At 31.1% G+C, this 13,567-nt stretch carries 13 protein-coding genes and 1 riboswitch; of the genes, 2 read left to right on the plus strand and 11 right to left on the minus strand.

Annotated elements, in window-relative coordinates; genetic code table 11:
• The first annotated feature begins 41 nt into the window (after positions 1 to 41).
• Positions 42 to 175, plus strand: a riboswitch (cyclic di-AMP (ydaO/yuaA leader).
• Positions 176 to 177: 2 nt separating this feature from the next.
• Complete coding sequence (locus EBB51_RS12090) at positions 178 to 717, plus strand: cell wall hydrolase (protein WP_243103852.1); 540 nt, start codon at positions 178 to 180, stop codon at positions 715 to 717.
• A gap of 43 nt (positions 718 to 760) precedes the next feature.
• On the opposite strand, the gene EBB51_RS12095 is transcribed toward EBB51_RS12090, so the two are convergent.
• From EBB51_RS12095 to ptsP, 4 genes are all read right to left on the minus strand, one after another.
• On the minus strand, positions 761 to 1,624 hold the full coding sequence (locus EBB51_RS12095) for an NAD(P)/FAD-dependent oxidoreductase (protein ID WP_123054687.1): 864 nt from the start codon (positions 1,622 to 1,624) through the stop codon (positions 761 to 763).
• Between the two features lie 11 nt (positions 1,625 to 1,635).
• Entirely contained in the window at positions 1,636 to 1,953 is a 318-nt protein-coding gene (gene trxA, locus EBB51_RS12100; RefSeq protein ID WP_123054688.1) for a thioredoxin, read from the minus strand.
• Positions 1,954 to 2,071: 118 nt separating this feature from the next.
• Positions 2,072 to 3,304, minus strand: coding sequence for a tetratricopeptide repeat protein (locus EBB51_RS12105; protein ID WP_123054689.1), 1,233 nt, complete (start codon positions 3,302 to 3,304; stop codon positions 2,072 to 2,074).
• 607 nt (positions 3,305 to 3,911) lie between these two features.
• The gene (gene ptsP / locus EBB51_RS12110; RefSeq protein ID WP_190285283.1) at positions 3,912 to 5,528 is read right to left on the minus strand and encodes a phosphoenolpyruvate--protein phosphotransferase; all 1,617 of its coding nucleotides are present in this window, start codon (positions 5,526 to 5,528) and stop codon (positions 3,912 to 3,914) included.
• Between the two features lie 526 nt (positions 5,529 to 6,054).
• Here ptsP and EBB51_RS12115 point away from each other — a divergent pair.
• Positions 6,055 to 8,079, plus strand: a complete 2,025-nt coding sequence (locus tag EBB51_RS12115; RefSeq protein WP_123054691.1) for a sigma 54-interacting transcriptional regulator — start codon at positions 6,055 to 6,057, stop codon at positions 8,077 to 8,079.
• A 221-nt stretch (positions 8,080 to 8,300) separates the two neighbouring features.
• Here the strand turns inward: EBB51_RS12115 and EBB51_RS12120 are convergent, their stop codons facing one another.
• The 7 genes from EBB51_RS12120 to rplM form a co-directional block, all read right to left on the minus strand.
• Positions 8,301 to 9,020 (minus strand): hypothetical protein, encoded by a 720-nt coding sequence (locus EBB51_RS12120; protein WP_123054692.1) that lies wholly within the window; start codon positions 9,018 to 9,020, stop codon positions 8,301 to 8,303.
• Between the two features lie 100 nt (positions 9,021 to 9,120).
• Entirely contained in the window at positions 9,121 to 9,678 is a 558-nt protein-coding gene (locus EBB51_RS12125) for a Fe-S-containing hydro-lyase (RefSeq protein ID WP_123054693.1), read from the minus strand.
• 20 nt (positions 9,679 to 9,698) lie between these two features.
• Positions 9,699 to 10,541, minus strand: coding sequence for a fumarate hydratase (locus EBB51_RS12130; protein WP_123054694.1), 843 nt, complete (start codon positions 10,539 to 10,541; stop codon positions 9,699 to 9,701).
• A 158-nt stretch (positions 10,542 to 10,699) separates the two neighbouring features.
• Entirely contained in the window at positions 10,700 to 11,659 is a 960-nt protein-coding gene (locus EBB51_RS12135; protein ID WP_190285368.1) for a GntR family transcriptional regulator, read from the minus strand.
• A gap of 107 nt (positions 11,660 to 11,766) precedes the next feature.
• Positions 11,767 to 12,477, minus strand: coding sequence for an N-acetylmuramoyl-L-alanine amidase CwlD (gene cwlD / locus EBB51_RS12140; protein ID WP_123054696.1), 711 nt, complete (start codon positions 12,475 to 12,477; stop codon positions 11,767 to 11,769).
• Positions 12,478 to 12,587: 110 nt separating this feature from the next.
• Positions 12,588 to 12,980 carry a 30S ribosomal protein S9 gene (rpsI, locus tag EBB51_RS12145; RefSeq protein ID WP_123054697.1) on the minus strand — a complete coding sequence of 131 codons (393 nt, stop codon included), beginning with the start codon at positions 12,978 to 12,980 and terminating at the stop codon, positions 12,588 to 12,590.
• Positions 12,981 to 13,007: 27 nt separating this feature from the next.
• Entirely contained in the window at positions 13,008 to 13,442 is a 435-nt protein-coding gene (rplM, locus tag EBB51_RS12150) for a 50S ribosomal protein L13 (RefSeq protein WP_123054698.1), read from the minus strand.
• Positions 13,443 to 13,567 lie beyond the last annotated feature (125 nt).

Below are 13,567 nucleotides of genomic sequence, written 5' to 3' on the forward strand. Positions count from 1 at the left end.
AAAAAAATAAACTTTTGCATTTTTTTTAAACTATTGGTTACACTACCATTAAGCCTAAGTTTTCAATTTCTGTTAAAAACGCGGGGAAACCAGTATTTTTGGGGTGAATCGTTTTACGTAGGTTATGCCTTTACCGAACCCGTCAGCTAACCCCGTAGGTAAAAGGAGAGGATTTAATTGAAGGAAAAACTAATAATTTTTATAATTTTTACTTTAAGTTTATTAATGTTTATTCCACTTAAAGTCAGTGCCCGGGAAAATAATACTTCCGATATCAACTTATTTAATGAAAATGAAGGAGAACAGGTAGTCCAAGTTTTTAATTGCTGTGATAAGAAAGTTTATATAACTCAAAAAGACTTAGACTTAATGGCTAAAGTAGTATATGCTGAAAGCAATTGTGAACCCTTTGAAGGAAAAGTAGCAGTTGCTTCTGTAATTTTAAACAGACTTAAATATCCTGAATTTCCAAAGACGGTAGAAGGGGTAATAATGCAAAAAGGCGCTTTTTCATGTGTGAATAATGATGGAACAATTTCTGCTCCCCAAAGTGAAGATTGTTATAAGGCAGTTTTGGAAGCCTTAAATGGATCTGATCCAACAGGAAAAGCTGTCTTTTTCTACAATCCACAAATAGCAACATCTAGATGGATGAAGGACATAAATAAGGAAAATGTAAAAACCATTGGCAATCATGTGTTCTTTACAGCAAATTAACATATTAAAATATCCCTGGACTTTTTATAATCCAGGGATATTTTTAATTTATTATAGAATCTAAATACGATACAGCATTTAATGCCGCTACTTGACCTTGACCTGCTGCTTTCATATACTGATATGGTTTTCCAGCACAATCGCCAGCAGCATAACAACCTCTTATACTAGTCTTCATATTTATGTCTACTTTTATGTGCCCTTTGTCGAGTTCTATTCCAGGAACAAGCTGGCCGGGAGATATACTGTCCTTCAATACAAAAATTCCATCTGTAATTATTTCTTTATTTTTTAATACAAGTTTTTCTACTTTATCTTTTCCAACTATCTCAAGCGGCATATCTAAAACTACTTCTATATTATCTTTTAAGCTATAATCTGCTTTATACCTTGGTATATAATATAACTTTGATGCTAGTTCACTTACAAAGTTTGCTTCTTGTTCTGCTTCCCTATTATACCCTATAATTGTTACAACTTTTCCTTTATACAGCGGTGCGTCGCAGGTTGCACAATATCCTACGCCTTTACCTAGAAGCTCTTGTTCACCTTTTAATGGACTCGTTTGTTCTATACCAGCTGCTATTATAACAGCCTTGGATTCATAGTTTTTTTGATTTACTGAGATTGTAAAATAGTCTCCCATGGCATATACGGCATTAACTCTTTCATATATAATATTTATATTCATGGCATCTATATGACCTTGAAACTCATTTTTTAAGTCCCTTCCCTTAATGTTATAAAATCCAAGATAATTTTTAATAAGTGGGGCTTTATTAAGTTTATGACTTAAATCTCTATTTCCAAATACTAAAATATTCTTATTTCTAATCTTTGCATTTACAGCTGCAGATAATCCAGCAGCTCCACTTCCAACTATAGCTATATCATATCTATTACTCACTATTTTCACCTCTAGATATAGTTTTCTATAACACCTTTTATTGCTTCTTTTGGTCTAAATCCAACAAGAGTTTTTGCTGGTTTTCCATCTTTAAATATAATAACTGTAGGTATACTTGCTACCTTGTATTCCATTGATGAAACTGGGTTTTCATCTACATTAAGCTTATAAAATTTAGCCTTTTCACCTATTTCACTTGAAATTTCATCAATGACAGGTCCAAGCATTTTGCATGGTCCGCACCAAGGTGCCCAAAAATCTACTACTACAGGAGATGCCTCTTTTTTAATAACTTTTGAAAAATCAGTATCTTTTATTTCACTTACCATAATTTGTTACCTCCTTATACCCTTATGGGGTATCTTTATATTTTTTATTTTATAATACTTAATGTATTCAGTCAATAGTTTTTAATACATTGCACTTTACACCCCTGGGGTGTAAAAATTACCAATTTATTATTGATTGAATTAAGGAGTTATTGTACATGGATGAAGAATAGTTATCTGCAAGTTTATTTGCATATGTTTTCGCTTTTGTTTTATCTATATCCTTATATATAACTGCTAAATTATATAATACTGTTTCTTCATAATCTCCACTTGGAAAGTTTTGATCATACTTTTCAAAGTACTTTATTGCATTTTCAACATCTTTTGAAGAATTATAACTAAGACCAAGCATATATATTATATGTGAATACAAATAACTTTGTGAGCCAAATTGATATGCTTTAAGTAAGCTATCATTTGCCTTAGAGTAATCTTTATTATTTATAAAATTACATCCATTTGTATAAAAGTATTGTACACCTTCATCGCTTGATAACATTTGTTCTGCACTTGAAATAAGTGCTTTATCATTTACTGATAAACTCTTATCCTTCCATTTAATAACGCAATCGTACATTGCATCAAAATTTTTATTATCAATATACGTATTTAAGCTCTCTTTTGGAAAAGTCTCCTGTTTTTTTGACACAGCAGTTTTCTTTTTTTCTGGAGTACTTTTCTTTATATTAGAGGCACTGCTTGAACTTTTATTATTACTTAGCTTTGCCATGTTTCTGTTTGTAAAACTTTTTACCGCAAAAAAAACTAACGCAAGCAAAATAATTATAAGCATAAAAATTCCAGCTGCCATACCTGCTCTTTTTAAGCTGTGCTTTTTTTCTACAACTCCATATTCTACAAGCATTTTCATATTATTTTTAGCTGTAGAATTATTTTTATCCAGCCTAAATACTTTATCTATACATTCTTGTGCTTTAGTATATTCTGCTTTCTTTATATAGCATATGGTCTTATAATTATTTACATTTATATAATTATAGTCACTTTCTGAACACACTTTAAGAAGCTCAAGTGCTTCATTTATTTTTAAGTTTTTTACTAAATTTACAGCATTCATATACCTTTCAAGATTGAGCTCATCTTTTTTACTATCTTCCAGATACTTTTTGGCAACCTTATCCTTGTTTACATGAGAATTTAACTTCCAAGTTTTTTGTGCACGATCAAGATCTCCATTTAGATAATACAGTAAGCCTTTTAAGTTTAAAGCAGCAATATTTCTAACATCGAGGCTTGTACTTTTGTCACACAAGCTAATTGCATTATAGATATAACCATGATTATATATTTTTAAAGCTTTTGCATACAGCCTTTTAGACCTATCCATGAGTATTTCTCCTTAGTTATTTTATTTTAACACTACTATTATATAACAATTAATCCTCACTTAACAAACTTAGATACAATTCGGCAGCTTATAATATGCGAAAAATACAAAGCATTTTTTTATAGGACGGGATTCAAAGTATAAAGGACAAAGGACAGAGGACAGAGAGGGTTGATTTTTTGCTAACGCAAAAGAATCTTTAAATTTATATAAATTAGCAATGTTTCGCTTTAGCGAAACGAGTTATCAAAAATTAAATTAGTTTTCTGACGTAAGGAAGAAAACTTACCTTCTCTGTCCTATGTCCTCTATTTTTTTGTTCTCTCAAAAATATTGCACTGCAGTTAGCTAAAAAAATAAGAGATTTTGATTATCTTAATATAAGTTAATCAAAATCTCTTATATCTATAATAAATTTATATAAGGCTTAAGTGAACTCACCCCCACTTACTTCGTTGAAGCGGCGGCTTCGTATTCAATACTCCCAACAGAGCAAGTTTACCTACGCTCCAAAGGCAGCACTAACCTTGAACAGTGCCAATTTGAGTTCTTAGCGAGAACCCACCGCACTAGGCGATTGTAATTGTTCTGAACATACCGATGTACATTAATTTTGCATTATAAGTTGTTTTGCTTTAAGTATCGAAGACGCACTCATTGAGAATTCATCTAATCCATACTTTACAAGTGTAGGCACAGATTTTTCATCACCTGCCATTTCTCCACACATTCCGCACCATTTTCCTTCTTTATGTGCAGCTTCTATAGTCATCTTTATAAGTCTAAGTACTGCTGGGTGCATTGGGTTGTAAAGATATGATACTCTCTCATTCATCCTATCTGCTGCTAAAGTATATTGTATTAAGTCATTAGTTCCTATACTAAAGAAATCAACATATTTTGCAAGCTCATCTGCATAAACAGCTGCTGCAGGTATTTCAACCATTATGCCGGTTTCTAAATTCTCGTTAAATGCTTTTCCTTCTTTTTTAAGTTCTCCCATGCACTCTTTTAGAACTTCTTTAGCTTGAAGGAATTCTTCTAATGAAGATATCATAGGAAACATTATCTTTAGATTTCCAAAAGCTGATGCTCTAAGTAATGCTCTTAATTGAACTTTAAATATATCTTTTCTATCAAGGCAAAGTCTTATAGCTCTATATCCTAAGAATGGATTCATTTCCTGAGGTAATGGAAGATATGGAAGCTTTTTATCTCCCCCTATATCCAAAGTTCTTATAACTACAGGTTTTCCATTCATTTTTTCAACTACATATTTATATGATTCAAACTGCTCATCTTCTCCAGGCATATCTTCTCTATCCATGTATAGGAATTCTGTTCTAAAGAGACCTACTCCATCTCCACCATTTTCTATAACTTGATTTATATCTTCTGCTTTTCCTATATTTCCTGAAACTTCTACTCTCTTGCCTGCTTTTGTAACAGTTTTAGTTTCTATAAGTTTTTTCAGTTCTTCTTTTTCTTCCATGTATTTTTGCTTTTTAATCTCATACTCTTTTATAGTATCCTCATCTGGATTTACTATTGCAATTCCCTCTACTCCGTCTACAATTACTGTATCTCCATTTTTAACTTCTTTTGTTATATCATTAAGTCCTACTACTGCTGGTATCTCTAAAGTTCTTGCCATAATAGCACTGTGGGAAGTTCTTCCTCCTATATTTGTAAGGAAAGCTGTTACTTTGCTCTTATCTAACTGTGCAGTATCGGATGGAGTTAAGTCATTTGCAACTATTACTGTATTTTCCTCTATATTATCAGATAACACAGAAACCTTTCCAGCAAGGTTAGCCATTATCCTCTTTCCAACATCTTTTACATCTGCTCCTCTTTCTCTCATGTACTCATCTTCCATTGCTGCAAATATACCTTCATACATTTTAACTACATCGTTAAGAGCCTTTTCTGCATTCACCTTATTTGATTCAATTCCTGATTCTACAGCTCCAGCAAATTCTGGATCACCTAAAAGCATCATATGACTTTCAAAAACTGCTGCTTTATCTGCTCCAACTTCTTTTTCAGCTTTTTCTTTTATCTTAATCAACTGCTCTTTTGAACTTTTAAGAGCTTTTTTGAATCTTTCTTTTTCAAGATTAACATCGTCTATTTTTCTTTCTTCAACTTTTATCTCCGCATCTTCTTTTATTAAGACTTTACCTATTGAATATCCTTTTGATGCTGCTATACCTTTTTTCATTATTAATCCTCCCTAATACATTACTATAAATATATACTAGCAAATTTCATGCCAACTTATATTTAATTTTTCCTTTATTTTAATTTAAAATACATAAAAATAGCATCATATGCCTAAATACTTATGTTAAGTGGATAGTCCTTTCAAAAGTATGGCTGCAATTTTACTTTGAAAACTCCTGTGTTCAGCCAACCTTATAAGCTATAAATTGATAATTTTTATCAACTTATAGCTTATAAGATTTAAATATTTGAAGTTTGACTTGATATAAATTGTCCTTGTACATAAATATTGACAGTTATTTTAAATTTTACATGTCTATAATTACATTATACCTCAAATTTTATGGTTTTGTTAATAAAAATTACTCAAATAAGCAGTATAATGATGTGTGCACTTACGCTTTTTTATGGTATATTATAATTATTGATAAATTTTATCATAATGTGATTTAATTTTGATAAAATTTATCAATAATTATGTATAAAATTGTAGAATAAACGTTAATTCAGGAGATCGATAATTTATGTATAAGAATAGTATAAACATACCTATAAATGGAGGTATACACACAAGAATAGCTGCAATCATAGTTAATAAGGCTGAACAATTAAAAAATGAATTTGGAGTAAATTTATATATAAGAAATCTTCCATCTGCGGAACCTCTTGCAATAAGTATGCTTGCACTGCTTTCACTTAAAATAAAAAAGGATGACATTATAGAAATTTCCTGCAAAGAAGATTCTATGGATGGTCAAAATGCTGTACTCAAGTTATGTAACTTTATAACAATTGATATGGCAAATACTCAAAATAATTCGACTTTATCTAAAATAGATGACATAATGGAGCAAAAGACCATAGCATACGAACAAATTGTTAAAAACATTCCTGTAGGAATAATTGTGATAGATGCTAATGGTTATATTACTACAATGAATGATTATACTTTAAAGATGATAGACAAAAAACTAAATAATGTAATTGGAATGTATGTAAAGGATGTTATTCCAACTTCTTATTTACCAAATATAACTGTGTCTAAAAAACGTGTTTTTGGACAAACACAGTATATAAATAATCATTTAGTAATTACAAATAGATCCCCTATATTTTATAATGATAAGGTAATTGGTGCTCTTGGAATTTTTCAGGATATATCCGAAGTTGCTGCTATGAAAGAAGTTAATGAGAGGTTTAAAAAAATATTAGAAGCATCACATGATTTGATATGTTTTGTAGATGACAGGAGAATTATAAATTATGTAAATCCAGCTTACGAAAAACACTTTGGAATCGATCACAATGATCTAGTTGGAAAAGACCTTTTAGAAGTATCACCAAATGGTTTCACAATGAAGGTCTTTAATTCTAAAAAACCAATAGAAAACATAGTTTACACAAAAGGCAATTCAAATATAGTATCCACTGTAGAACCTATTTTCATTGATAGTACATTTAATGGAGTTATTTCAATTTCTAAAACTGAAAATGAATTAAAGGATTTGATGAAAAAACTTGAAAAGTCCCAAGAAGAATTAAATTATTACAAGGAAGAACTTAAAAGGCAAACTGTCTCAATTAAATCATTTAGTTCAATAATAGGATGCAGCAGCTCACTTAAGGAATGTATCTTTATGGCAGATAAGGCTTCTCAGTCAACTTCAACTGTACTTATACGCGGCGAAAGTGGTACTGGTAAGGAACTTATAGCAAAGGCAATACATGATAACAGCAGCAGACGCGGCAAGCCATTTGTAAGGGTAAACTGTGCAGCAATACCACAAAATCTATTTGAAAGTGAATTATTTGGATATGAAAAAGGTGCATTTACTGGTGCTTTTAAAAACAAACCTGGAAAATTTAATATTGCCAACAAAGGTACTATATTCTTAGATGAAATAGGAGACATGCCTATTTCAATGCAAGTAAAATTACTAAGGGTTCTCCAGGAAAAGGAGTTTGAAAGTGTTGGCGGAGTTACACCTCAAAAGGTAGATGTTAGAATAATAGCTGCTACTAATAGGAACTTAGAGGAAATGATAAAAGAAGGCAGCTTCCGTGAAGATTTATATTACAGATTGAACGTACTCACTATAATGCTTCCACCGCTTAGGAATAGAAAAGATGATATAAATCTTTTAGTCGAACACTTTATGAAGAAAATAAGTAAAAAACTAAATAAGAATGTATCTCATATAGATAAAAAGTGTCTCTCTTACCTTCAGGAATACCACTGGCCGGGCAATATACGGGAACTTGAAAACATAATTGAAAGAGCTATAAATATGTGTGATAATTCTACTATCACTGAAAATGATCTGCCTTTTTATATAAAAAATGATGACAGTGAAACAAATAATTTAATAAATTTAAGAAATAATGAACTAATGCCTCTCGAAGAATATGAAAAGGAATTAATCTTAACGGCAGTGAAAAAATATAAGAGCTATAATAAGGCTGGAAAAGTCCTTGGAATAACTCATAGAACTGTTGCACTAAGATGTAAAAAATATAACATTGACATAAATAAGTTAAAACAAAGTTAATCCGCATTATAAAAAATGCTAAGCATTTTTTAGAGGACATAGGACAAAGAACAATTGACAGAGAAGGAGGATTTTTCTCCACTAAGCTTACGAAAAATCTTTAATTAAATTCTGATAACTCGTTTCGCTGAAGCGAAACATTGCCAACTTATATAAATTTAAAGATTCTTTTGTGTTAGCAAAAAATCAACCTTCATTGTCCTCTGTCCCATGTCCTCTGTCTATTTTATCAAGTCTTGAAATTCTTTTGAGTTTTTTACCGGGTCAAAGTCTGGTTCTTCGGCAGCAATTTGTTTTATATCAGAAGACATATTAATAGCAATTTTTAAATACTTCACCGTATTTTGTACGTCTCCTCTTCTTCCATATATGCTTGCTTTTCCATAATAACTCCATACATAATTTTCAACTTGAAGTGCTTTATCATACCATTCAAGGGCATCATCATAATGTGCATAAAGTTCATATGCAAGGGCCTTATTAAATCTAGCATATCCAAAGTCAGGTTTAATTTGGAGTGCCTTATCTATATTTTTCATACCTTCATAATAGTTATTACTGTAACAAAGCGCTATCCCTTTTATATTGTATGCCTTATAAAAATCAGGTTTATCTTTTATAATTTCATCTGCTTTTTTTATACATTCGCTGTAATTTTTATCACTAAAATCTTTATAACTTTGATTATACTTATCTTCATATACATCATTTTGTTTACTGGTTTTTTCACTATTTTTAGAACTTATTTGTTCTTTATTACTTGAACTTTTCTTGTCTGCCTTTTCCAGCATCTTATTTTGTGTATTTAAATTATAATTATTTACTGACTCTTTAACTGCTATTCCAATTACCACAAGGGACAATATACAAAATATTATTATTTTTTTCTTAAACGACAATTTTCCAAGCAGTTTAAATTTGCCTTTATCATCCCTTTTCATCTACTGACCTCCCCCTTTTAAAGTCATGTGTTATATATTATCCACATATACACTCTAAAGTTATACACATATAAACAAGACTGTGGATATAAAAATATAGTTATAATTTTGATTTAAGATAATTTTCCTGTCCTATTTCATATAAGTTGTTTCCAACACTATCTATTACAACCACGACTGGTAAATCTTTTACTTTTAACTTTCTTATTGCTTCTGATCCCAAATCTTCATATGCAATTACTTCAGCTTCTTCTACTGACTTTGCCATAAGAGCAGCGGCTCCTCCTATTGCAGCAAAATACACTGCTTTATTTTTCTTCATTGATTCTATAACTTCTTTTGATCTAACACCTTTTCCTATCATTCCCTTTAATCCTGCATCAAGAAGTCTCGGTGCATATGGGTCCATTCTGTAGCTAGTAGTTGGACCTGCTGATCCTATTACCATGCCTGGCTTTGGTGGAGTTGGTCCCACATAGTATATTATTTGATCTTTTACATCTATAGGAAGTTCTAATCCCTTATCCATAAGTTCTACGAGCCTTTTATGTGCAGCATCTCTTGCAGTATATATTATTCCAGATATTAAAACACTATCACCAGCTTTTAAAGATTTAACTTCATCTTCTGTAAAAGGAGTTTTTATATGTTTTTCCATTTGTACTGCCTCCAAATTTTTTATAATATTGCTTCTTTATGACGCGTTACATGACAATTTATATTTACAGCTGCAGGAAGTCCTGCTATATGAGTAGGATAAGTTTCAATATTAACTGCAATGGCTGTAGTTTTACCTCCAAATCCTTGAGGTCCTATTCCAAGCTCATTTATTTTATTTAAAAGTTCTTCTTCTAAATTTGAATAAAATTTATCTGGATTTCTCTTGTCAAGCGGTCTTATAAGAGCCTTCTTTGCTAAGTTTGCAGCTTTATCAAAACTTCCGCCTATTCCAACTCCAACTACAATTGGAGGACATGGATTTGGTCCTGCTTCTTTTACTACCTTTAAAACAAACTTTTTTACACCTTCTAGACCATCGGCTGGTTTAAGCATCTTTATTTGGCTCATATTTTCAGAACCAAATCCTTTTGGTGCAACTGTAATCTTTAACTTATCACCTGGGACTATATTGTAGTATATGATTGCAGGTGTATTGTCCTTTGTATTCACTCTATTTATAGGGTCACATACGACAGACTTTCTCAAGTATCCTTCGGTATACCCTCTCCTAACACCTTCATTTATAGCTTCTTCTAAATTTCCTCCAACTATATGTACTTCCTGTCCAATTTCTACAAAAACACATGCCATCCCAGTATCTTGACACATTGGCATCTTTTCTTTTTCTGCTGTGTCTACATTTTCTAATATTTTATCAAGTATTCCTTTTGCCATAGGCCAGCTTTCACTTTTTTGAGCTTCTACTATCTTATCTTTTACATCTTTTGAAAGATAATAATTCGAATCTATACACAACTTTTTTACAGTTTTTATTATATCAAGTACATTTATATCTTTCATATACAGTTTCTCCCCTTTTACATCTATTTTAAAATGTATAAAAGGCAGTTTTATAAAACTGCCTTTTATACATCAAGTATACACTATTTTTGAGCTAATGTTTGATTTTTTTTCATTATATACAAATATGCAGTACATACAAATGTCTTATAATAGAACTATTTGTTTTCTACCATTTTTGATTTAAGTGTTTTTATAGAGTTATCATCTAAACTGTATAAAAACTTCATTATTTGCTTATCAGGAGTTAAACTTCGTACTACATCATCATATCTTCCAGGTGAAACTATCAGTACATCTGAATTATTTATAATTTTTTTGAGTTCATTTTTATCCCAAGTATTACTGTACTGAATATTGATATTCCCAAGACCAGCTTTTTCAAGAGCACCTCTTGCCTTGAACATAAATTCCTGAGACATACATACAAATCCAAATCGTGTGTCTTCAGGATATCTTGCTATTTTTACTATAGTCTCTAAATCAACATTTATAGCAACACCTATAACTTCTTTTTTAAAAGGCTTAAGTATTCTAGCAACCTCATTTACATGATTAAATGTGGCTATTATAACTTGGCTTTTCCTTATAAGTTCTTCTGTTTCCTTTTTTATATTTTTAATATCCTGCAGCGTAAGTGGAATTACATTCATATCGGTACTATCCATTAATTCTTTACTAAACATTCTGGACTGCTCCATGTTGCATTCTATATATAGTGCCGTTATTTTTTTCATAAAATCTCTTTTTTCTCTTACCCTTTGATTAACTATTTCTAAAAATTCATCAGCATCTATTCCTGCTTCTAGTGCTTCTTCAAATCCAAGATCAATAAATTTACCGATCTTTTCTCTTATGTTTTGTACCTTCCAGGGATTTGCATCTTCAGCTACAAATGTACCTCTCCCTTGGTAAGATTTTAATACTCCCTCTTGTTCCAGCTCATTATAAGCTGTACTTACAGTATTTCTACTTACCTTCAGTTTTTCTGAAAGATCACGCTCAGTTGGCATCTTATCTCCAACCTTCAAGGTATCACCTTTTATCAAACCCATTATTTGTTTTTTTACTTGTAAGTAAAGAGGAATCCCACTTTCTTTATTAACTTTAATCTGTATAGAAATAACCTCTCACCCCTTGCCTTTATTGGACCAATGGATTAATCCATATATAGTTAAATGTTATCACAAGTTACGTACAACTTCAAGTATACAATAAACTCCATCTACTGCTTTGACTTACAGTATTGATTTATAGAATTACACAAACATTTAGCTATGCTAGTTTGGTATGCATCTGTTTTTAATTTTTGTTCTTCTGATGGATTTGATAAAAATCCACATTCTATAAGTACAGACGGCATATCATCATTACATCTAAGTACTTTATATGAGTCAAGTGCAGGTTTTTGCTCTCTATTATTATTGGGATCTATGTCTTTCTTTAAGTTTCCTTGAATTACAGAAGCAAGCTCCTGACTTTGCGGATTTTTAGAATACCAAACTTGTGCACCTGAATACTTTGACTCTGGGAACATATTAAGGTGTATACTCATAAATATATCGCAGCTGCTGTCCTTTTTCATTTTACACCTATTATTTAAATCTTCAACTTTCTTCTGTTTTACAGTTTTATTTTCGCCGTATAACCCCATATCTTTTTCTCTGGTCATAACTACGTTATATCCACTGCTTATAAGCATATCTTTAAGTTTTTTACTTATATTTAAGTTGATATCCTTTTCACATGTGCCATTTCGAGACTGTGCTCCTCCGTCAATACCTCCATGACCTGGATCTATGAGTATTGTTATAGTCTTTTCATTTTGAATTTTGTTAACAGGAAGTGATAAATTAAAATTAGCATAAAATATTGAAGTTAATCCAACTGAAATAACTACTAAAACAGATATTAATCTTTTATTTGTAAGTTTCATGTTCATATTCCTCCTATAATTTTAAAGTAACTTCACACATATTTTATGCTTAAAGCAAATTTTTAATAAAAAAAAGAGAGGAAATTCCTCTCTTTTTATCAAGCTTCTTACTATCTCTTTGAGAATTGTGGAGCTTTTCTTGCTTTTTTAAGACCATATTTCTTTCTTTCTTTCATTCTTGGGTCTCTTGTCAAGAATCCTGCTTTTTTAAGTTCTGGTTTCAAGTTTTGATCAACTTTTAAAAGGGCTCTTGATATACCGTGTCTTATAGCTCCTGCCTGACCAGTGAATCCACCGCCGTGAACGTTAACTAAGACATCATATTTGCTCTTAGTTTCAGTTAATTCTAAAGGTTGGTTTACTACAACCCTTAAAGTTTCTAATCCAAAATAATCCTGAATATCTCTTTTATTTATTGTTACTTTACCTTCACCAGGTACAAGTCTTACTCTAGCTACTGAATTTTTTCTTCTTCCTGTTCCAAAATACTGTACTTTAGCCATTATTTATCCTCCTTCCAGCTCACTCTTCTAATATCTTAATTCTAAAACTTCTGGTTTTTGAGCTTGATGATCATGCTCTGTGCCTTTATATACTTTTAGTTTTTTAAGCATTTGTTTTCCTAATACACCTTCTGGAAGCATTCTTCTAACTGCTTCTTTAAATACAAATTCCGGTTTCTTAGCTAATGCTTCCCTATAAGGAGTCTCTTTTAATCCACCTGGATATAGTGAATGATGTCTTAACATCTTTTGATCTAATTTCTTTCCTGTTAAAACAACTTTTTCTGCATTAATTATTATAACGAAATCTCCTGTGTCAACATGTGGTGTAAATATAGGTTTATTTTTTCCTCTTAATATTGAAGCAACTTGGCTTGCTACTCTTCCCAGCGGCTTTCCAGCAGCATCAATAACATACCATTTTCTTTCAACTTCTTGCGGTTTTGCTATGTATGATTTCATCGTTTTACCTCCCTAATTATTCTATAAGAAATACTACTTCTATCTTTAAGACCCGGGGCTAGTGGATCTTACATACTTAAGATACAAACATTATATATTATAATACAATCTGCCGGGCGTGTCAA

This window comes from Clostridium sp. JN-1 (assembly GCF_003718715.1).
GTDB lineage: Bacteria > Bacillota > Clostridia > Clostridiales > Clostridiaceae > Clostridium_AV.